The organism is Sporosarcina sp. CAU 1771, from assembly GCF_054482775.1.
Genome location: NZ_JBTLRN010000003.1, coordinates 163,920 through 183,751 on the forward strand (window position 1 = coordinate 163,920; position 19,832 = coordinate 183,751).

The following is a 19,832-nucleotide window of genomic DNA, read 5'->3' on the forward strand; positions in this document are numbered from 1 at the left end:
ATCCGTATGAATATCGTATTAATGGGTTTGCCAGGTGCTGGTAAAGGTACTCAGGCAGACAAAATTGTCGAAAAGTACGAAACTCCTCATATTTCTACAGGCGATATGTTCCGTGCTGCAATTAAAGAAGGTACGGAACTTGGAGTCAAGGCAAAATCGTACATGGATCAAGGAGCACTAGTTCCTGATGAAGTGACAATCGGTATCGTTCGTGAACGATTAAGTAAACCTGATTGTGATAAAGGTTTCTTGCTAGATGGTTTTCCTCGTACAGTTCCGCAAGCCGAAGCCTTAGATGAGCTTTTGGCGGATATGGGGCGTAGCATTGAACATGTTCTTAATATACAAGTGGAAAAGGATGAACTGGTTGCACGTTTATCAGGGCGTCGCATCTGCAAAGTATGTGGCACATCTTATCATCTTCAATTCAAACCTTCAAAGGTTGATGGAGTATGTGATAAAGATGGTGGAGAACTTTATCAACGAGAAGACGACAATCCAGAGACAGTTACAAATCGTCTGGAAGTAAATATGACTCAAACGGCACCACTTCTTGCATTTTATGATGCAAAAGGCGTGTTATCTAATGTCGATGGCGAGCAACATATCGACGAAGTTTTCAAAGAACTGGATGCACTTCTTCAATAGAATGTGCAGTAAACCTCACTGGTACGTATATTGTATGCTTTATAAGGGTATATGGTAATACTACTGGGAAGGGCGTTTCACCGAGTTGCAAAAGCATATGGTGGCCGGTATAAAAGAACTGCTTAGAGTTCTGTGGGACGTAGAAGTTCTACCTAGAGCTATAAAAACGTAACTAGGAACTCATCCATGGCAATCTGGACGGTCGTGTCCATTCCAATAGGATTTTCCACAACAATAAGTCGAAGGACTGGTTTGCGGGAAAACGAAATGTGACAGACGTCTTTCGAACATCACTCTTGCAATCCAGACATATGTTGAAGGAAGCTTTAAAGGCGACTGATGCCGACCAATGGTGAGAACCTTTATTGAGATATAGAAGGGAGACAGGATTGATGGCGAAAGACGATGTAATCGAAGTAGAAGGAACTGTAGTCGAAACGTTACCAAACGCGATGTTCAAAGTGGAGCTGGAGAACGGCCATACGATTCTTGCGCATGTATCTGGCAAAATCCGTATGCACTTTATCCGCATCCTGCCTGGCGACAAAGTGACAATGGAACTTTCGCCTTATGATTTGACACGTGGACGTATCACATATCGTTTCAAATAAACTATTGTACTCCGGAATATGAAGGAGGTTGGGTAAGATGAAAGTAAGAGCATCTGTAAAACCGATCTGTGAAAAATGTAAAGTTATTCGCAGACGAGGCCGAGTAATGGTAATCTGTGAAAATCCTAAACATAAACAAAGACAAGGCTAATTTAGAAGGAGGTGCACAATCTATATGGCACGTATTGCTGGTGTAGACATTCCGCGCGATAAGCGCATTGTCATTTCATTGACTTATATTTTTGGAATAGGAAAAACAACTGCACAAAAAGTTTTAGCTAATGCAGGTGTTTCAGAAGAAGCTCGTGTTCGTGATTTAACGGACGCTGAACTTGATAAAATCCGTGAATTAATTGACGGACTAAAAGTTGAGGGAGATCTTCGTCGTGAAACTTCACTTAACATCAAACGTTTGATGGAAATCGGAAGTTTCCGTGGAATTCGTCATCGTCGTGGATTGCCTGTACGTGGGCAAAACACTAAAAATAACGCTCGTACTCGTAAAGGTGCGAAACGTACTGTAGCTAACAAGAATAAATAATAGGTAAAGGAGGTATCTTCTTAACATGGCAAAAAAACAAGTAACTCGTAAGCGTCGAGTGAAAAAGAATATCGAAGCTGGTATTGCACACATTCGTTCGACGTTCAATAATACAATTGTTACAATTACTGATATGCACGGGAACGCATTATCTTGGTCAAGTGCAGGTGCACTAGGTTTTAGAGGTTCTCGTAAATCAACTCCATTTGCTGCACAAATGGCTGCTGAAGCAGCTGCTAAAACAGCAATGGAACACGGTCTGAAAACGTTAGAAGTAACGGTTAAAGGTCCTGGTTCTGGACGTGAAGCAGCGATTCGTTCTTTACAAGCAGCAGGTCTTGAAGTAACTGCAATTAGAGACGTAACACCGGTTCCTCATAACGGATGCCGCCCACCAAAACGTCGTCGTGTATAATGGCTTGATTTCCATTTGATTGAGAAACACAATTATTGTCAAAAATGAATTGTGAGTAAGATTTTGTCATACGAAAAAATCGATTTCAATATGGATCGGCCATACATTAGATGTTTTGAAGGAGGATAAACGGATGATCGAAATTGAGAAACCTAAAATTGAAGCAGTTAAGATCAATGAAGATTCCAAGTTTGGCAAGTTTATCATTGAGCCATTAGAGCGCGGTTATGGAAATACATTGGGTAATTCCTTGCGTCGTATCCTTCTATCATCTTTACCAGGAGCGGCAGTAACATCAATTCAAATTGATGGTGTACTTCATGAATTCTCTACTGTTGAAGGTGTCGTCGAAGACGTAGCTTCAATAATATTGAATGTGAAAAAGCTGGCTCTTAAAATATACTCGGACGAAGAGAAAGTAATTGAGATAGACGTAAAGGGTGAAGGAGTCGTTACAGCAGCTGACATTACACATGACAGTGATGTAGAGGTTTTGAATCCAGAACAACCTATCGCAACTCTCGGGAAAAATGGACATTTACGCATGCGTATGTATGCAATTCGTGGCCGTGGATATGCGCCTTCCGAAATGAATAAACGTGATGATTTAGCAATTGGAGTTATTCCAGTTGATTCGGTTTACACGCCGGTATCACGGGTTAACTTTCAAGTGGAAAATACGCGGGTTGGCCAAATGGCAAACTTCGATAAATTAACACTTGATGTATGGACAGATGGAAGCATTGGTCCAAAAGAAGCCGTTTCACTAGGAGCAAAAATCCTAACTGAGCATTTAAATATATTTGTTGGCATGACAGATGAAGCCCAGACTGCTGAGATTATGGTAGAAAAAGAAGAAGATCAAATTGAAAAAGTTCTAGAGATGACGATTGAGGAACTTGACCTTTCTGTTCGTTCTTATAACTGCCTAAAGCGTGCTGGAATTAACACAGTTCTTGAGCTTGCTAACAAGTCTGAAGATGAAATGATGAAAGTACGAAATCTAGGACGTAAATCACTTGAAGAAGTGAAAGCGAAACTAGATGAGCTTAATCTCGAGTTGCGAACAGAAGATTGAGCAAGTTTATAGGTTGAAGGAGGGAAACTTTTATGGGATACAGAAAACTTGGACGCACAAGTTCACAGCGTAAAGCTATGCTTCGTGACTTAACGACTGATTTAATCGTTCATGAGCGTATTCAAACTACTGAAACTCGTGCGAAAGAATTACGTTCGGTTGTAGAAAAGATGATTACACTTGGTAAGCGTGGAGATTTACATGCACGCCGTCAAGCTGCACAATATATCCGACGTGAACTCGTTACGGTAACAAATGATGAAGGTGAAGAGAATGAAATCTTCGCAATCCAAAAACTTTTTGATGTTGTAGCCCCTCGATACACAGAACGTCAAGGTGGATACACGCGCATCATGAAAATGGGCCCTCGTCGCGGTGACGGTGCACCTGTCGTCGTAATCGAACTGGTTTAATTTATATATTTACAGTGAAGGTATAAAGCCTTTGCTATAACAGGGGTGTGTCTGGCGTACGCATAGCCACACCTCTTTTTTTAAAATGATTTATACGACAATTTTAAAAGCTGAGTGTTATGATTGGCGAACTATTCGTCTGGTCTAGCTCTACGCACCTCATCCGCAGTATCGGATTGAGCACCCGGTACTAGTTATAGATGTGAGCGCATTTCTTCGGATGAGGTGCGCGCTTTTTTTATTTACATTTTTTTAGTACAACTGAGCCTTATTCGAATACATAGAATGAACAGGAGTGTCGACAATGAAGGAAATCCTATCGATGAACAATGTAAGCTATTCCTATCCATCGGAGGATGGACATGCAATAAATGCAGTTGATTCAGTTTCCTTTACGGTAAATGATGGTGAATGGATTGCGATTGTAGGTCATAATGGATCCGGTAAATCGACACTTGCAAAATTGATGATTGGCCTTCTCTTCCCGAAAGAAGGAGATGTGAATGTCTTCATCGAAAAATTGACCGAAAGTAATTTGTGGGATATTCGATCAAATATGGGAATTGTATTTCAAAATCCCGATAATCAATTTGTCGGTTCAACAGTTCAGGACGATGTAGCTTTTGCGCTTGAAAACAATGGGGTGCCATTTGAAGAAATGGTGGTACGTGTTCACGAGTCACTCGCGCAAGTGAATATGGCTAATTTTCTTGACCACGAACCGCACCATCTATCTGGAGGACAGAAACAGAGGGTAGCAATTGCAGGCGCACTTGCTATGAAACCACGCTTACTTATCATGGACGAAGCGACTTCTATGCTCGATCCACAAGGTAGAGACGAGGTTGTTCAAATTGTGCATGAACTGCAAAAGGAAACCGGATTAACCGTCATTTCAATTACACATGATTTGGAAGAAGCATTACTGGCTGATCGAATTGTTGTAATGAATAAAGGAAAGATTTTCACTACCGGTAAACCTGAGGAATTATTTCAGCGTGGGAAAGAACTTGAAGATATTGGATTAGATTTGCCCTTTGCGATGAAAGTTTCAAATCTTCTACGAGAAGCTGGAATGGAACTGAATGGGGAACATATGACAGAAGAAGAGTTGGTGAATGAGCTTTGGACATCTCACTTCAACAGGTAGGCTATTTATATGGGAAAGACTCTCCTTTTGAAAAAAGAGCATTGCAGAGAGTAGATGCAACGATTCAATCGGGATCCTATACGGCGATAATTGGTCATACGGGCTCCGGTAAATCTACATTGCTTATGCATTTAAATGGTCTCTTGAAACCCTCAGAAGGCGTTGTAAAAATTGGTGATGTGACCATTTCAGCAGGAACAAAAACAAAAGGTCTTAAAGAGGTACGAAGTCAAGTAGGAATTGTTTTTCAATTTCCAGAACACCAATTATTTGAGGAAACTGTAGAAAAAGATATTATGTTTGGTCCAATGAATTTCGGTGTTTCGGAAGAAGAAGCACGCAAACGAGCTCATGAATTGATTGGGCTTTTAGGGCTTCCAGAAGATGTTGCAAATAAGTCCCCGTTTGATTTATCAGGAGGGCAAATGCGACGTGTTGCTATTGCAGGTGTACTTGCATTCAGACCATCCGTACTCGTTTTAGATGAGCCTACTGCGGGCTTAGACCCTAAAGGTCGTAAGGAAATCATGGAACTCTTCAACATGCTTCATGAAAAAGAGAATTTGACGACAATTCTGGTCACTCATAGTATGGAGGATGCCGCGCGCTATGCGGATACCATTATTGTTATGCATCAAGGCACGTCTGTTATGAGTGGGTCTACGGAAGAAATCTTTAGTGATGAAGAGAAGCTATCTACATACGGACTTAGCCTCCCACGGCCAGTAAAGTTTCAGAGGGGTTTTGAAAAGTTAATTGGACGTCCGCTTCCGACTCTTGCATTAACTGAGGAGAAACTCGCACTTGCAATTGCTAAGGAAGCCCGAGAAGAAGGTGGCTACTAATGTTAGAAAAGATGATTTTTGGTCGATTCATTCCCGGTACATCGTTTGTTCATAAACTCGATCCGCGTGCTAAGTTATCTTTTGTATTTATTTTTATTATTGCTGTATTCTTAGCGAATAACGTCTGGACGTACGGTATGGTTTTGGCATTTACACTGCTAGTTATTTTTGTCTCCCGCATTCGATTGTATTTCCTTCTAAATGGATTAAAACCAATCCTGTTTTTGATAGTATTTACATTGCTGATGCACTTTTTCTTTACAAGGGAAGGCGAAGTTATATTCAGCTGGGGTTTCATTAAAATTTATGAAGAGGGATTCCGTCAAGGGATATTCATATCGATTCGCTTTCTAGTACTTGTTTTGATGACGTCTATCCTTACGTTAACAACTTCGCCTATATCGATTACGGATGGAATTGAAGAATTATTAAATCCATTTAAACGAGTTAAACTTCCTGTTCATGAACTCGCACTGATGATGTCTATTTCCCTTCGTTTTATCCCTACATTAATGGATGAAACCGACAAAATTTTAAAGGCGCAGTTGGCAAGAGGTTCTGATATTAGCAGCGGGTCCATTAAGCAACGAATTCAAGCTGTGATTCCACTTCTAGTTCCACTTTTCGTCAGTGCATTTAAACGTGCAGAAGACTTAGCAATTGCAATGGAGGTACGTGGGTATCGCGGCGGTGAAGGAAGAACGAGGTACCGTCAATTGAGTTGGGGATATCGTGATACAACTATCATGATTCTACTTGCAGCTTTAATAATCGGACTTTATTTACTAAGAGGGTAGGAGGTTGAGGAAATGAATCGGGTAAAAGCTGTTATAGCTTATGAAGGTACCCATTTTGCAGGCTATCAATCCCAACCTGGATTACGAACTGTCCAATCAGAGATGGACAAGGCACTGGTTAAAATCCATAAGGACAAGCAGATCCACTCTGTAGCGAGCGGTAGAACCGACGCAGGAGTGCATGCGAATGGACAGGTCATACACTTCGACACACCACTCAACTTACCGTTAGATCGATGGCAGATGGCTTTGAATGTCTTGTTGCCGACTGACGTCCGAGTAGTCGGTGTGGAATACGTGGATGAAAGCTTCCATGCTCGCTATTCAGCTGTTCGAAAAACATATGTGTATAAATGGTCTTCAAGTGAAGTCCATAGTCCCTTTGAGAGGAATTTATCCGTACACTTGGGTCGCTGGAAGTTGGATGTGGAACAAATGAAAGAAGCCTGTCCATTTATAATCGGAACTCATGACTTTACGAGTTTTTGTTCATCTAAAACAGCCACTTCGAATAAAGTACGTACTGTAAATTTACTAACTCTCGAAGAACAGGGCGATTTTTTAATTATGACAATTGAAGGCGACGGATTTTTATATAATATGGTTCGAACAATTGCAGGAATGTTGCTAGCGGTAGGAAAAGGTTGGGACACTCCAGCAGACGTCGGTCGAATCTTGGCATTAAAAGATCGGAAAGCCGCAGGGAAAACAGCGCCAGCACACGGTTTATACTTGGAAAAAGTGGATTACTAATACTATGACAACTTTTCCACGTGTTCTTTGAAAAACGCTTGACATATTGATGAATTCGTTATATGATGATAAATGGTATTTCTAAAACCCCACAATAAAGCCCCGGAAGGTTATTTGTGTTTAGGGATAGAGAAAACGGAACAGATTTTTATTTATTTAGGAGGACACTAACATGCGTACAACATTCATGGCTAAAGGCCACGAAGTAGAGCGTAAATGGTTCGTTGTCGACGCTGAAGGACAGACGCTTGGTCGTCTTGCTTCGGAAGTTGCACAGCTGTTACGCGGTAAACATAAACCGACTTTCACACCAAACGTTGACACAGGTGATCATGTTATCATCATCAACGCTGAGAAAATCGTATTAACAGGAAACAAATTGAAAGACAAAATTTACTACCGTCACTCAGGGTATACTGGTAATCTAAAACAACGTACGGCTCTTGAAATGCGTACAAATTACTCAACAAAAATGCTTGAACTTGCGGTTAAAGGAATGCTTCCAAAAGGTCCTTTAGGTCGTCAAACGTTCAAAAAGCTAAACGTATATGCGGGAGCAGAACATCCGCACGCAGCACAGAAACCGGAAGTATTTGAACTTCGCGGATAATTAAGAGGAGGAAACACCTTTGGCACAAGTACAATATCTCGGCACTGGCCGTCGTAAAAGCTCAGTAGCTCGTGTACGTCTCGTTCCTGGTAACGGCAAAATTGTCGTTAACGATCGTGATGTAGAGGACTACGTACCATTTGAAACACTTCGTGAAGTAATTAAGCAACCACTTGTTGCAACAGAAACTCTAGGAAGCTACGATATCCTTGTAAACGTCCATGGCGGCGGATACACAGGACAAGCAGGCGCAATCCGTCACGGAGTTGCTCGTGCACTATTGAACGTAGATCCAGATTTCCGTCCAACACTTAAAGCAGCAGGACTACTAACTCGTGATGCACGCATGAAAGAACGTAAAAAATACGGTCTTAAAGGCGCACGTAAAGCTCCTCAATTCTCTAAGCGTTAATAATACAATTAAGTTTTTAAAGCCCTTCTCGGAAAACTCCAGGAAGGGCTTTTTTCGTTTTTCTTAACGTATTACTAAGGACAGAATGTACACTGCAATTTGAATTCGGAACAAGTTCAGAGAAATCCTTGTTGGTGTAAGTCGTCATCTCTTTTGAATGTTCAGTTAATATGATACGCTTTTTTGTACTGACTAGTAGTTCACTATTCTGTGAGATATAAAAACACGCATGTAAATAATAATAGTGGAGGGACAAAAACGTATGTCTAAATTACTTGAAGAACTTACAGCTTACAAAGAAGGATTTAAGCAAAGGGCTCCGGAGGAAAAACAGAAGTTGATGGCGCAAGCCACAAAGGAATTAGAAGAGTCTGGAATTGCACTTGGACTGAAAAAAGGAGACCAGGCACCGAACTTTAAACTTCCTGACGTAACAGGGAAATTAGTTTCTATTACTGAAGAACTTTCAAAAGGACCAATAATCCTGGTATTTTATCGAGGTGGCTGGTGTCCTTATTGCAATCTTGAATTAAAAGCCTATCAAAGGGAATTAGATGTCATCAAAGAGGCTGGTGCAACATTAATAGCGATCAGTCCAGAGACCCCAGATGCATCCTTATCCACAAAGGAAAAAAATGAACTTGAGTTCATAGTTCTCAGTGATGAAAGTAATAAAGTTGCTGAAAAGTTTGATTTGGTATTTAAAATGCCGGACTTCTTAATTGAAATATATAAGGAGTCTAAATTAAACGTTCCCGCTCATAATGGAAATAATGATTGGGAACTTCCCAAGCCCGCTACATTTGTAATCGATCAGTCGGGAAAAATCGTATTTGCGGAAGTCGATTCTGACTACACAAAACGTGTTGAACCATCCAAAGTAATTGAAATCGTAAAAAATAGTTAACGCAAAACATAAAAATTGTTAGTTATTCTTTTTCGACACTAGAAATTGACTATAGAATATTTTAAGCCTAAATCCTCGTTTAAGATTATGAAGGTGCTAGGCATGATGAAATATACTTATATTAATTATGTAAGTATATTTCATGTTTTTTATTGTAGAATAAAAAGGAATGTTCTCCCTCGTTCTACCCTTTTTCATAGTCGTTTTATCGAAAAATAACTCCTTTGATTTTTCCTGACAGTTAACTACCTCTACGTATCCTCAATGTTTTTTCAATCCAATTATTGACAAGGTAAATGAAAACGTCTTGAGATGAAGTTTTGTGTATACTATACAAGGCGGCATTCCTTGACGCTGCCCTAAAATATTAAGTTGGTTATTAAAATCTCTATTAAAGGCTTTCTCATGCCATTTTAGATGAAAATAACATTTAAATTCATCTAAAGTCACTGAAAGTTCCTTCCTGACAAATAAAAGTGATGCTAAATTTGCAAAAAAGGTTATTTCTTGTTATAATTGTAGCAGATTGAAAGGGTGAAGATGAATGAACAAACCTAAAGTAGTATCTTTGTTTTCTGGAGCAGGCGGAATGGACCTTGGTTTTATTAATGCGGGCTTTGAAGTTATTTGGGCCTCGGATATTTTTATAGAAGCTGTAAACACATACAAGAAGAATATAGGACCAGAAATAGAGTTAGCAGACCTTACACAAGTCGACAGTAAAGATATACCCGATGGAGCGGACGTAATCATTGGCGGATTTCCTTGCCAAGGCTTCTCGATTGCTAATAGTAAAAGAAATGAAGAAGATAAACGAAACTTTTTGTACTTAGAGATGTTACGAATTGTTAAAGATAAACAACCCAAGTTTTTTGTTGCTGAAAATGTAAAGGGAATAATGTCGCTTGGAAAAGGGAAAGTTTTGGAATTGATTAAAAAAGATTTTGAGGAAATTGGATACAAAGTAGATGCTAAATTACTTAATGCGGCAGAATATGGAGTACCTCAAGCACGGGAGAGGGTTATTATTCTTGGAAATCGCATCGGACAAGAAAACAAATTCCCCTTACCTACACATTATCTAACAACAAAAAGACAGCAAACTTTCTTTGATGTTGAAAACTTTACTGAAGAACAATTACTACCTGCAATTACAACTCAGGAAGCAATTGGTCATTTAGCGGATATACCTATAAGTTTTGATCCAATAAAGATCGGAGATAAAACGCTATATAATCATATTGCATCAACAAACGTTGCGGATACATTTTGGGGGAGAAAATACGAAGTGAACCAAGCTGATATCTGTGATTATTTAAAAGAGTGGAGAAATCGTTCTGAATGGACTACAAATAAGATTGATAAACACTTTGGATATAGACATACTGCAGGTCATTGGTTCAGAAAAGACAATAATTCTGGAAGTATTCCAAAGCCCCATGATTGGTGGGAATTAAAAAAGTTATTGAAGTTTGATGACAAATACGATAAAGAAGTTACCACAATGATTGAAAAAGACATTACCTTTGAACAGTCATTGAGAATTACCAATTGGGATACACCAAGCGATACGATAACTGCCACAAGCCCAGAGATACATGTTAATAAAGACAGAAGACTAACAGTTCGAGAAACAGCGATACTTCAAAGCTTTCCTGATGACTTTATTTTTGAAGGGAGTTTACATAGAATGTATACTCAAATCGGGAATGCAGTACCAGTATTGTTAGCTCAAAGAATTGCTGAAACAATCAAGCCTATGCTTGAAAAAGGTGCTACGAGTGAAAGATTGGAACCAGTAAATTCTTAGTTTATGCGGTTTTAAAAGCGAGCATAGAGCTCCCAAATTCTCTAAGCGTTAAATTTACAAAAGTTAAAACCCTTTTCCCCGGTTGGTTCGGAAAAGGGTTTTATGGGTTTTATTGCGACAGTGAACCATTTAAATAGGAATTATTCGAATAGTGCTAGAACACAAAATCCTTAGTGTTATAATGGTTGTATATATCCTAATAAAGGGAATATTAAAATATACTTTATACATTTACATATTAATGATTGATTATAAAAGATCTTGTAATGGAAAACAGGTTGCTAATTTGCGTATCAACTGGATAAAATTTTTACTTAAGAAAGAGGTAATGATCAATGGAGAACGTTTTGGACTCAACTGTACTGGACGAGGCACTTAATTTAAAAGGCGATATTATTGAATGGCGACGACATTTACATATGAATCCAGAATTATCTTTTGAGGAATATGAAACATCAAAATTTGTTTTAGATAAACTGAAAGATTTAGGTTTCGAAATCCAATCTCCTGTAGCTAAAACAGGAATTGTTGCTCTTCTACGAGGAGCGAATCCTGGTCCGACTGTTGCATTACGTGGAGATATGGATGCTTTACCTATACAGGACGATAAAACAGTAGCATATGCTTCAAAGGTGCCTAACGTAGCACACCTATGTGGACACGATGCACACACTGCGATTCTTATAGGAGTCGCACACATTATTAGTAAACATCGACCGACTCATGGCAATATAAAACTTATTTTTCAACCGGCTGAAGAAGGTCCTGCAGGCGCACTACACATGGTGAATGAAGGTGTATTGGAGAATCCACAAGTAGATGTGATTGCAGCCCTACACGTTCATCCTACGGCAAGTACGGGCTACCTAACCGTAGCAAAAGATATTGCGATGGCTTGTGCGGATACGTTTGAGATTGAAGTGATTGGTAAAGGCGGACATGCTGCTCACCCACATAATTCGATAGATTCCATCGCAGTTGCAGCTGAAGTGATCTCGTCATTGCAACAAATTGTTAGCCGGTCTATTGATCCACTTGAACCAGCAGTTGTGACGATAGGTACGATTCAAGGCGGGTTCAAAAGTAATGTTATAGCCCCAAAGGTTAAAATGGAAGGTACTGTTCGATTACTGGACCCGAAATTAAGAAAAGTGATAGCTGCTCGGATGGAACAATATGTCAAGGGTGTATGTGAAGGAATGGGTGCGACCTATAAGTTTACTTACGAAGAAGGTTATCCATCGGTGAGAAACGATAATAGGTTAATTCCTTTATTGGAAGAAACCTCAGACAAGATAATGGGCAAAAATAAACTTTCAATAGTAAAGCCGAGTATGGGAGGCGAAGATTTCGCTTATTTTGCAGAAAAAGTTCCAGGAATCTTTTTCCGTTTAGGCATTTATAATGAAGAGAAAGATTGTGTTTACCCAAACCATCATCCAAGTTTTGATCTCGATGAAGATGCACTGCCTTATGGAGCAGCGATGTTAGCGCAATTTGCTTTTGATTATATTAACAAATCTCAGGAATCATAAAAAAGTAGATTAAAGCGAGAATCCCTTATAACACAGGAGATTCCGCTTTTTTATTTGTTAAATGAAACGAATCTGAGTCTTTGATATATCTTAGGGAAAAAGAATAAGTGAATAGAGAATAGGAAACAATAGCATATCAAAAGACCTTTTTGTAAAGGGGATATGCACAGTGGGAATAGATGAATTGATGGATTTTAATTTTTGGGAAATGATTTTAAGAACGACAATCGCATTTGCTGCACTTTTAATATTGGCAAGGATTTTAGGGAAGAAACAATTAAGTCAATTAACATTCTTTCATTATATAACAGGGATTGCTTTTGGTTCGATTGCCGCGGAAATGGCGGGACAAACAGATGTCCCATTCATGGATGGACTGATTGCTTTAACTTGGTGGGCAATACTGACATTACTAATGAGTTATCTTTCAATGAAATCGCCTAGGTTTCGTGTCCTTGTAGACGATGAGCCCTCTATTGTAATAAGAGATGGTGTTCTTATGGAAAAAAAGATGAAATCACTACGTTTACATTTAGATGATCTAATGATGATGTTACGGGAACAATCAATATTCTCCATTCAAGATGTTCATTATGCAGTAATGGAAACAAACGGTGAATTGAGTGTGATGAAGAAAACGGCACAACAAGAAGCAACGAAACAAGATGTCCAAGCACCTGTAACTCTGCCTGAATATATACCTACCGAAATTATTTCAGATGGTAAAATTGTTTATAAGAATTTAATTGAGCTGAAATTAACAGAAGAGTGGGTGCTAAAGAAGTTGCGTAAAAAAGGAATTGATTCTGTTGAACAGGTATTTTTCGCTCAAATTCAAACGGATGGTTCTTTGTTTACAGATTTAAAAAGGGAGGACGATTGATTTTCCATTTCGTGAAAAATCCGATATGATACAACTATATGCAAACAAAGGGGGATTTTTTATGAAAGAAATAACGACATCAGAACTACAGGAATTACTAAAAAGTGGGCAACAGCTGAACCTGATTGATGTGCGAGAAGCGGATGAAGTTGCAGAAGGAATTATTCCGAGTGCAATCCACATTCCTCTAGGTGAAGTAGAGGCTCGTGTGAATGAGTTAGATAAATCCAAGCCTTACATCATTATCTGTCGTTCAGGTGGCCGTAGCGGACGCGCAACGGACTTCCTAACTGAAGAAGGATATGACGCTACCAATATGGTTGGTGGAATGCTTGAATGGGAAGGTGCAACTGAATAAGATCTAGTTGAAGGAGCCTTAGTAGGTTCCTTTTTTCATTTCAAAAGAACTAAACACCTTGGACATATCTTTCATAGCATCTGCGTATAGTGGAAGAAAAAGGCGGTGTCTAGTTGAGGCGATGGATAGTAATTGGGGTTATTTTAGTATGTTCGCTTGGAATCGTCATTTATGGTGTAAATGCTTCGGAGAAAAAGTTTATCATGCCAGAAGAACTTGCAGGGGTGAAGGTTCTAATTGACCCTGGACATGGTGGGCTTGATGGTGGTGCATCCTCGGGTGATATTGTGGAACGAGACATCACACTAAGTATTGGTCACAAGTTGTCGCAACGACTTGAAAAGAAAGGTGCTCTAGTTGTTATGACGCGCAAGGAAAAAGGAGATGCTCTTGCTGAACATGCTCCTAGTGAAAAGTTTCCTACAACACGTTCAAGAAAGTTAGCAGATCTAAAATTACGCGAAGATATAGCCATCAATGAAAAGCCAGACGTGTTTATAAGTGTCCATGTCAACTCAATTCCTGAAGAAAGATGGAGAGGGGCGCAAGTGTTTTATCATGAAGGCGGTCATCCAGGTGGTGAAAAATTAGCGGAGGCAATTCAAGAAGCATTTGTTGAGAATTTAAAGAACACCGATCGTGTTGCAATGAAAATTAAAGGTGTTTATCTCTTGAAAAAGGCCCCAATGCCAGCAGTTCTTGTAGAAACAGGTTTTCTATCCAACAATGAAGAACGGGCTCTATTGACCGATCCGAAGTACCAAGATAAGTTAGCGGACGCAATCATGCAAGGGGTTATTGCTTTCATGCAAGAGGAAGAGTGAGAAGGAACAAATACAACCTCTAGCGATGAGACACTGTGCTATACTTGGGATGTATATGACTAATCCTTCGAGGAGTGTTTACTTTGCTAAATGAACAAACGATTCGTGAAGTGGTAGGCCAACTAAAAGATCCGTTTTTACATAAAACACTAGCGGAAACAAGTGGCATTACCGAAGTATCCATTAAAGAAGAAAAGAAACATGTAAGTGTGAAGCTTGCTCTTGCTAAAATCAATACTGCAGAGCAACTTCCATTTCAGATGAAAGTGGTTGAAGTAATAAAAGGTGTCGGTGCAGATTCGGTAGGGATTCGTTTTGAGGAATTACCTAAAGAGGTGCTTGCACAGTTTCGCGGAAGTGTGACGGCATCGGAAGCGCAGGATATTTTATCACCCCTAAGTCAAGTTGAATTTATTTCAATTGCTTCGGGTAAAGGTGGCGTAGGAAAGTCTACTGTGTCTGTCAACTTAGCTGTTGCTCTAGCGCGTCTAGGAAAAAAAGTGGGCTTAATTGATGCAGATATATATGGTTTCAGTGTTCCCGATATGATGGGTGTTACTGAGTTGCCTGTTGTCAAAGACAATCGGATTATTCCTGTAGAACGCCTAGGTGTCAAAGTTATTTCAATGGGCTTTTTCGTTGAGGATAATGCACCCGTCGTATGGCGTGGCCCTATGCTAGGAAAAGCACTTGACCAGTTCTTCCGTGATGTTGACTGGGGAGATTTAGATTATTTACTGCTCGATTTACCTCCTGGAACAGGCGATATTGCTTTAGACATCCATCAAATGATTCCTGCATCTAAAGAAATCATTATTACAACACCACATCCGACGGCTGCATTTGTTGCTGCCCGTGCCGGAGCAATGGCTTTGCAAACAGAGCATACATTGCTTGGTGTAATTGAAAATATGTCTTGGTTCGAATCAAAAGAGACGAAAAAACGTGAGTTTGTATTCGGTCAAGGGGGCGGCGTTCGACTTGCTGAAGAGCTTCGAACAGATTTATTAGGACAAATTCCACTTGGTCAACCGGATTGGGATGAAGAGGACTTTGCACCTTCTGTATATGCGGAAGATCATCCGATTGGACAAATCTATACCGATATTGCAAAAGGAATTGTAAAGAAAACTAAGAAATAATACATGTGAAGCGAGGAGGGCGGTTTATGAGCCTTCCTCGCTTTTTTTGTCTTCTTCCTTCTTATCTTCTTTTTTACCACTTTCAGAGGAACCTCCTGCTTTAAGGATAAGCTCTTGCCACTTCGTCTGAAGTAAGGGGCTGTTAATTGTTTCTTCGATAACTTTTTCGAAATGCTCTTTCATATTTGAAGATTTCATGACTGTTTCCATTTGTTTTTGCATGTCAGGTTGACCAAAGAAGTCCTCCAATTCTTTTTGAAAGGAAGCATCCTTTATCAGCTCCTTCATAACATCTTGTTGCTGTTCTTTCATGCTCTTTGCAATGGTTTCTGTGAACTTTGGATCTTCAAATGTCTTCTTCCAAAAATCCTCGCCTTCTTTAGAAAGCATTGTTTCTTCGATTGACTTCTTAACTTCCGGAAGCTCCAAAATAACGAGTTCTTTAAACTCGGGATCGGTTAACATTTGCCGAATTGCTTTCTTACCATCTTCTGTTTGAAGCGCATCCGTCATCATTTTTTTCATTTCATCGTAGGATGGACTGCTTTGTTGCACCCCACATCCAGCCATTAAAAGAACGACCATTACTATATAAGATATTTTATTCTTCATGGGATTTCATTCCCTTCAATCCATGTTTTCATTTATTGTTCACAACCTAGCGTAATATATGCATTAAACAAACAAAGGAAATAGATTTTTTTATTAAACGTTGGTACACTGTTGAGAATAGAATTAATTGAAGACGGAGGATTATTGTAGTGACAATTCGAAATTGGGTTAAATTTTTCTTTAAGGCATTACTAATTGGAGGATTCGTCACAGCGGTTTTGGGGTTAATTGTTCGCTGGGACTTCTTTTCAGGATATTTGGAAGCTGGCGAATGGTGGGAATTTGTAAGAGCACTTATGTTTATGGTAGGTCTGGGATTTACTATGAGTGTCGTGGCTCAAATGGGTTTTTTCGCATATTTGACAGTGCACCAATTTGGAGTAAATATTTTCAAGACGCTTACATTGTGGAATTGGGTTCAATTACTCATTATTATGGTCGTTTTATTTGATTTGATTTTCTTCAGGTTTCGACTTACATCCGAAGATACAGGACGATCATTACTATACTTAGGACTTCTTGCGTCACTAATAATAACTGCCGGAGTAACGGCGTATCTAAAAGCTAAATGGACGAAGAAACACACGCTGATATCTGCATTCTTTTTCATGATTGTTGTTACTACACTTGAGTGGTTACCGGCGCTTATGGTCCGTTCAGGAAATATTGATGAATGGGTAACTATCCTTCTTTTCCCATTGCTTGCAGTGAATTCATATCAGATACTTGCACTTCCTAAGTACAATACAATGTCGGATAAAGATAAAGCGAGATTAGAAGCGCGTCGAAAAGCAACACAGAAAGTAAAGAAGTCAGCTAAGCCAACAAAATAAAAACAGGGCATGCCACACTTTCTGTGGTATGCCCTGTTTTTAATTAGTGCGGAGTTTTCTTTGTTTTAACGGATATTCCGAAAATGACATCTTCCACGGATTGAAATTCCCGACTGTCAAAAAGTCTCCTTAATTCCAATAAAGAAATATGATTTCCTTGATAGTGAGGAATTGAAATGATTTCACCTTCAGACGAAGATGGAATATCCCCACCGTTCCATTGCAAAGAAGATCCAAGTGCGTTGACCTGAACTTCAACAAGTAGATTTCGTAAAAAGACAGGAAAGTCTTCGTCAGCGGTCCGAAACCAAAGTGGCTTCATACCGAAGTGTTTTTCGTATTGATCAAGCTGCTTAAGAAGTAATGTTGCATCTTGTTCATAAGCTGAGCCATCATTTCCAAGAAGGCCGGTTGGAATATTTTTCTCGTTAATAAGTTGAATGGTTTTAGGGAAACGACTCGCCCAATCCATATCAATGAATAAAAACGGATATGGTTTTTGAAGCTCATCAATCCAATTTGCAATTTCTTTGTCTCCAAAGGCAATGTTGATGGTTAAGGCGGAGCCGTTAGATCCCCGTGTAATAGCAACGGGATTCTCAGAAACCCGAAAAGTAGGAATGAACGAATCGTTTTGAGAGAGTGGTGGAAATAACACGATTAACCCGAAGCACATTAAAGCAATAATAAATATTTTTTTTGGCATTTGTTGTCTCCCTTTTGCCACAGATTATCTTTAACTTAATCAGACGAGTGTCATTTGCATAGGTAAAATTCAAAAAAACTAGTTGAAAGCCATTCGTTCATAATTGATTTTATGAAAGGGGCTTGACCGTTATGCAAAGAATATGTTATCCTTGAAAAGTCGCTGTCAGGAAATGAAGTTTAGGTTGATAAATTATTTATTGTTGTTATAATAAATAATGTTGTGAATAGCATATTCCGTTTATTTTATTATTCCGCAGTAGCTCAGTGGTAGAGCAATCGGCTGTTAACCGATCGGTCGTAGGTTCGAATCCTACCTGCGGAGCCATATGCTTCCATAGCTCAGTAGGTAGAGTGCCTCCATGGTAAGGAGGAGGTCGTCGGTTCGATTCCGGCTGGAAGCTCCAGAAAGTACCTAACAGGTAGAATTAAGTAGGGAGCGTACCCAAAAGTACGTGACCGATAGAACGATTGAAGCTGACGCAGTAATGCGCCGCTCATCACCTCTCTAGTTAAAATTGGGAGGAGCAAGTAGAACAAGGAAGCAATTGAGTGAAGAAGGGAGCGTACCCAAAAGTACGTGACCGACAAAACGAATGAAGCTGACGCAGTAATGCGCCGCTCATCACAATTTTAACCAAGGCCCCTTGGTCAAGCGGTTAAGACACCGCCCTTTCACGGCGGTATCACGGGTTCGAATCCCGTAGGGGTCATTTAAAGTATCTTAAACGCAAAGCGTTTAAAATACTTTCCATAGAAGCACTTGTCAAAACTTTGTTTTGACACTGAGGCAATTTCCGAGGCATTAATCGGAAATCGGGTTGCCGGAAAGCTTTTATTTAATCATGGTGGGGTAGCGAAGTGGCTAAACGCGGCGGACTGTAAATCCGCTCCCTATGGGTTCGGCAGTTCGAATCTGCCCCCCACCACCAACTTTTTTTAAATTGTAGTTTTATAAAGGAATATGAAAATCGGTGGGGTATAGCCAAGCGGTAAGGCAACGGACTTTGACTCCGTTATTCGTTGGTTCGAATCCAGCTACCCCAGTATAATTAAAATGTGTAAAACCTTTGTCATGTAAAGTGGCGAAGGTTTTTTTTATTTTATTAAGGGAAAATTATTGGATGTCCGCGCAAATGCTCGTATTGTCCGTGCAATTCGGCTGGATGTCCGCGCAATCTCCGTTTATGTCCGCTCCCGAGTGGGATGTCCGCGCAAATCCTCGTATTGTCTGGGCAATCCCGCTTTATGTCCGCGCAATCTCCAGTTATGTCCGCTCCCGAGTGGGGTGTCCGCGCAAATGCTCGTATTGTCCGTGCAATTCGGCTGGATGTCCGCGCAATCGCCGGTAATGTGCGCTCCCGAGTGGGATGTGCGGTCAAATCCTCGTATTGTCCGTGCAATTCCGCTTTATGCCCGCGCAATCCCCGGTAATGTCCGCTCCCAAGTGGGATGTCTGTGCAAATCCTCGTCTTGTCCGTGCAATCAAGCTGGATGTCCGTGCAATCCCCGGTAATGTCCGGTCCCCAGTGGGATGTCCACACAAATCCTCGTCTTGTCCGTGCAATCACGCTGGATGTCCGCGCAATCTCCGGTAATGTCCGGTCCCGAGTGGGATGTCCGTGCAAATCCTCGTCTTGTCCGTGCAATCACGCTGGATGTCCGCGCAATCTCCGGTAATGTCCGGTCCCGAGTGGGATGTCCGTGCAAATCCTCGTCTTGTCCGTGCAATTCGGCTGGATGTCCGCGCAATCCCCGGTAATGTCCGCTCCCCAGTGGGATGTCCACACAAATCCTCGTCTTGTCCGTGCAATTCCGCTGGATGTCCGCGCAATCTCCGGTAATGTCCGGTCCCGAGTGGGATGTCCGTGCAAATCCTCGTCTTGTCCGTGCAATTCCGCTGGATGTCCGCGCAATCCCCGGTAATGTCCGCTCCCGAGTGGGATGTCC

Annotated in this window: 23 protein-coding genes and 5 tRNA genes; 26 read left to right on the top strand and 2 right to left on the bottom strand. The window is 40.3% G+C overall.

The annotated features are described in order from the left end of the window. Positions 1–6: 6 nt before the first annotated feature. The 20 genes from ACXYMX_RS04750 to ACXYMX_RS04845 all read left to right on the top strand — a co-directional run bounded on the left by ACXYMX_RS04750 (position 7) and on the right by ACXYMX_RS04845 (position 15,732). Entirely contained in the window at positions 7–648 is a 642-nt protein-coding gene (locus ACXYMX_RS04750) for an adenylate kinase (RefSeq protein WP_459043090.1), read from the top strand. Positions 649–1,040: 392 nt separating this feature from the next. After that, positions 1,041–1,259, top strand: a complete 219-nt coding sequence (infA, locus tag ACXYMX_RS04755; protein WP_060203457.1) for a translation initiation factor IF-1 — start codon at positions 1,041–1,043, stop codon at positions 1,257–1,259. Positions 1,260–1,296: 37 nt separating this feature from the next. Continuing rightward, positions 1,297–1,410, top strand: a complete 114-nt coding sequence (rpmJ, locus tag ACXYMX_RS04760; RefSeq protein ID WP_075526647.1) for a 50S ribosomal protein L36 — start codon at positions 1,297–1,299, stop codon at positions 1,408–1,410. A gap of 24 nt (positions 1,411–1,434) precedes the next feature. Beyond that, positions 1,435–1,800, top strand: a complete 366-nt coding sequence (gene rpsM / locus ACXYMX_RS04765) for a 30S ribosomal protein S13 (RefSeq protein ID WP_459043091.1) — start codon at positions 1,435–1,437, stop codon at positions 1,798–1,800. Between the two features lie 25 nt (positions 1,801–1,825). Continuing rightward, a complete protein-coding gene (gene rpsK / locus ACXYMX_RS04770; RefSeq protein ID WP_459043092.1) occupies positions 1,826–2,215 on the top strand; it encodes a 30S ribosomal protein S11 in 390 nt (129 codons plus the stop codon). A gap of 133 nt (positions 2,216–2,348) precedes the next feature. Continuing rightward, a complete protein-coding gene (locus ACXYMX_RS04775) occupies positions 2,349–3,293 on the top strand; it encodes a DNA-directed RNA polymerase subunit alpha (protein ID WP_459043093.1) in 945 nt (314 codons plus the stop codon). A 32-nt stretch (positions 3,294–3,325) separates the two neighbouring features. Beyond that, positions 3,326–3,706: a 50S ribosomal protein L17 gene (rplQ, locus tag ACXYMX_RS04780; RefSeq protein WP_459043094.1), complete on the top strand. Its 381-nt coding sequence runs from the start codon at positions 3,326–3,328 to the stop codon at positions 3,704–3,706. 304 nt (positions 3,707–4,010) lie between these two features. Further along, a complete protein-coding gene (locus ACXYMX_RS04785) occupies positions 4,011–4,856 on the top strand; it encodes an energy-coupling factor ABC transporter ATP-binding protein (RefSeq protein WP_459043095.1) in 846 nt (281 codons plus the stop codon). Continuing rightward, on the top strand, positions 4,832–5,701 hold the full coding sequence (locus ACXYMX_RS04790) for an energy-coupling factor ABC transporter ATP-binding protein (RefSeq protein ID WP_459043096.1): 870 nt from the start codon (positions 4,832–4,834) through the stop codon (positions 5,699–5,701). Before ACXYMX_RS04785 ends, ACXYMX_RS04790 begins: the two co-directional genes overlap by 25 nt. Continuing rightward, positions 5,701–6,498 (top strand): energy-coupling factor transporter transmembrane component T family protein, encoded by a 798-nt coding sequence (locus ACXYMX_RS04795; protein WP_459043097.1) that lies wholly within the window; start codon positions 5,701–5,703, stop codon positions 6,496–6,498. Before ACXYMX_RS04790 ends, ACXYMX_RS04795 begins: the two co-directional genes overlap by 1 nt. A gap of 12 nt (positions 6,499–6,510) precedes the next feature. Continuing rightward, positions 6,511–7,251, top strand: coding sequence for a tRNA pseudouridine(38-40) synthase TruA (truA, locus tag ACXYMX_RS04800; RefSeq protein ID WP_459043098.1), 741 nt, complete (start codon positions 6,511–6,513; stop codon positions 7,249–7,251). Between the two features lie 172 nt (positions 7,252–7,423). After that, positions 7,424–7,861: a 50S ribosomal protein L13 gene (rplM, locus tag ACXYMX_RS04805; RefSeq protein WP_459043099.1), complete on the top strand. Its 438-nt coding sequence runs from the start codon at positions 7,424–7,426 to the stop codon at positions 7,859–7,861. Between the two features lie 19 nt (positions 7,862–7,880). Continuing rightward, on the top strand, positions 7,881–8,273 hold the full coding sequence (rpsI, locus tag ACXYMX_RS04810; protein ID WP_459043100.1) for a 30S ribosomal protein S9: 393 nt from the start codon (positions 7,881–7,883) through the stop codon (positions 8,271–8,273). A gap of 262 nt (positions 8,274–8,535) precedes the next feature. Further along, entirely contained in the window at positions 8,536–9,180 is a 645-nt protein-coding gene (locus ACXYMX_RS04815; RefSeq protein WP_459043101.1) for a peroxiredoxin-like family protein, read from the top strand. Between the two features lie 544 nt (positions 9,181–9,724). Next, complete coding sequence (locus tag ACXYMX_RS04820; protein ID WP_459043102.1) at positions 9,725–10,990, top strand: DNA cytosine methyltransferase; 1,266 nt, start codon at positions 9,725–9,727, stop codon at positions 10,988–10,990. Between the two features lie 335 nt (positions 10,991–11,325). Next, entirely contained in the window at positions 11,326–12,525 is a 1,200-nt protein-coding gene (locus tag ACXYMX_RS04825; protein WP_459043103.1) for a M20 metallopeptidase family protein, read from the top strand. Positions 12,526–12,700: 175 nt separating this feature from the next. Then, positions 12,701–13,408, top strand: coding sequence for a YetF domain-containing protein (locus tag ACXYMX_RS04830; protein WP_459043171.1), 708 nt, complete (start codon positions 12,701–12,703; stop codon positions 13,406–13,408). A 61-nt stretch (positions 13,409–13,469) separates the two neighbouring features. After that, on the top strand, positions 13,470–13,766 hold the full coding sequence (locus tag ACXYMX_RS04835) for a rhodanese-like domain-containing protein (RefSeq protein WP_459043104.1): 297 nt from the start codon (positions 13,470–13,472) through the stop codon (positions 13,764–13,766). 113 nt (positions 13,767–13,879) lie between these two features. Then, the gene (locus ACXYMX_RS04840; RefSeq protein ID WP_459043105.1) at positions 13,880–14,590 is read left to right on the top strand and encodes an N-acetylmuramoyl-L-alanine amidase; all 711 of its coding nucleotides are present in this window, start codon (positions 13,880–13,882) and stop codon (positions 14,588–14,590) included. Positions 14,591–14,673: 83 nt separating this feature from the next. Next, positions 14,674–15,732, top strand: a complete 1,059-nt coding sequence (locus ACXYMX_RS04845; RefSeq protein WP_459043106.1) for an Mrp/NBP35 family ATP-binding protein — start codon at positions 14,674–14,676, stop codon at positions 15,730–15,732. A gap of 24 nt (positions 15,733–15,756) precedes the next feature. Here the strand turns inward: ACXYMX_RS04845 and gerD are convergent, their stop codons facing one another. Further along, complete coding sequence (gene gerD / locus ACXYMX_RS04850; protein WP_459043107.1) at positions 15,757–16,344, bottom strand: spore germination lipoprotein GerD; 588 nt, start codon at positions 16,342–16,344, stop codon at positions 15,757–15,759. Between the two features lie 149 nt (positions 16,345–16,493). Between gerD and ACXYMX_RS04855 the strand changes: the two genes are divergently transcribed. Further along, entirely contained in the window at positions 16,494–17,177 is a 684-nt protein-coding gene (locus tag ACXYMX_RS04855; protein WP_459043108.1) for a KinB-signaling pathway activation protein, read from the top strand. Positions 17,178–17,220: 43 nt separating this feature from the next. On the opposite strand, the gene ACXYMX_RS04860 is transcribed toward ACXYMX_RS04855, so the two are convergent. Beyond that, positions 17,221–17,883 carry a hypothetical protein gene (locus ACXYMX_RS04860; protein ID WP_459043109.1) on the bottom strand — a complete coding sequence of 221 codons (663 nt, stop codon included), beginning with the start codon at positions 17,881–17,883 and terminating at the stop codon, positions 17,221–17,223. A gap of 252 nt (positions 17,884–18,135) precedes the next feature. Between ACXYMX_RS04860 and ACXYMX_RS04865 the strand changes: the two genes are divergently transcribed. The 5 genes from ACXYMX_RS04865 (at position 18,136) to ACXYMX_RS04885 (ending at position 18,929) form a co-directional block, all read left to right on the top strand. Continuing rightward, positions 18,136–18,210 (top strand) — tRNA-Asn (locus ACXYMX_RS04865). Between the two features lie 3 nt (positions 18,211–18,213). Beyond that, positions 18,214–18,289, top strand: a tRNA-Thr gene (locus tag ACXYMX_RS04870). Between the two features lie 234 nt (positions 18,290–18,523). Then, a tRNA-Glu gene (locus ACXYMX_RS04875) sits at positions 18,524–18,595 on the top strand. Positions 18,596–18,729: 134 nt separating this feature from the next. Beyond that, positions 18,730–18,814: transfer RNA gene (locus tag ACXYMX_RS04880), tRNA-Tyr, on the top strand. A 43-nt stretch (positions 18,815–18,857) separates the two neighbouring features. After that, positions 18,858–18,929 (top strand) — tRNA-Gln (locus ACXYMX_RS04885). Positions 18,930–19,832 lie beyond the last annotated feature (903 nt).

Bases quoted from the DNA above. Each gene is read 5' to 3' on its own strand.
- ACXYMX_RS04750 (WP_459043090.1), top strand. From the start codon at position 7: ATGAATATCGTATTAATGGGTTTGCCAGGTGCTGGTAAAGGTACTCAG.
- infA (WP_060203457.1), top strand. From the start codon at position 1,041: ATGGCGAAAGACGATGTAATCGAAGTAGAAGGAACTGTAGTCGAAACG.
- rpmJ (WP_075526647.1), top strand. From the start codon at position 1,297: ATGAAAGTAAGAGCATCTGTAAAACCGATCTGTGAAAAATGTAAAGTT.
- rpsM (WP_459043091.1), top strand. From the start codon at position 1,435: ATGGCACGTATTGCTGGTGTAGACATTCCGCGCGATAAGCGCATTGTC.
- rpsK (WP_459043092.1), top strand. From the start codon at position 1,826: ATGGCAAAAAAACAAGTAACTCGTAAGCGTCGAGTGAAAAAGAATATC.
- ACXYMX_RS04775 (WP_459043093.1), top strand. From the start codon at position 2,349: ATGATCGAAATTGAGAAACCTAAAATTGAAGCAGTTAAGATCAATGAA.
- rplQ (WP_459043094.1), top strand. From the start codon at position 3,326: ATGGGATACAGAAAACTTGGACGCACAAGTTCACAGCGTAAAGCTATG.
- ACXYMX_RS04785 (WP_459043095.1), top strand. From the start codon at position 4,011: ATGAAGGAAATCCTATCGATGAACAATGTAAGCTATTCCTATCCATCG.
- ACXYMX_RS04795 (WP_459043097.1), top strand. From the start codon at position 5,701: ATGTTAGAAAAGATGATTTTTGGTCGATTCATTCCCGGTACATCGTTT.
- truA (WP_459043098.1), top strand. From the start codon at position 6,511: ATGAATCGGGTAAAAGCTGTTATAGCTTATGAAGGTACCCATTTTGCA.
- rplM (WP_459043099.1), top strand. From the start codon at position 7,424: ATGCGTACAACATTCATGGCTAAAGGCCACGAAGTAGAGCGTAAATGG.
- ACXYMX_RS04815 (WP_459043101.1), top strand. From the start codon at position 8,536: ATGTCTAAATTACTTGAAGAACTTACAGCTTACAAAGAAGGATTTAAG.
- ACXYMX_RS04820 (WP_459043102.1), top strand. From the start codon at position 9,725: ATGAACAAACCTAAAGTAGTATCTTTGTTTTCTGGAGCAGGCGGAATG.
- ACXYMX_RS04825 (WP_459043103.1), top strand. From the start codon at position 11,326: ATGGAGAACGTTTTGGACTCAACTGTACTGGACGAGGCACTTAATTTA.
- ACXYMX_RS04835 (WP_459043104.1), top strand. From the start codon at position 13,470: ATGAAAGAAATAACGACATCAGAACTACAGGAATTACTAAAAAGTGGG.
- gerD (WP_459043107.1), bottom strand. From the start codon at position 16,344: ATGAAGAATAAAATATCTTATATAGTAATGGTCGTTCTTTTAATGGCT.
- ACXYMX_RS04860 (WP_459043109.1), bottom strand. From the start codon at position 17,883: ATGCCAAAAAAAATATTTATTATTGCTTTAATGTGCTTCGGGTTAATC.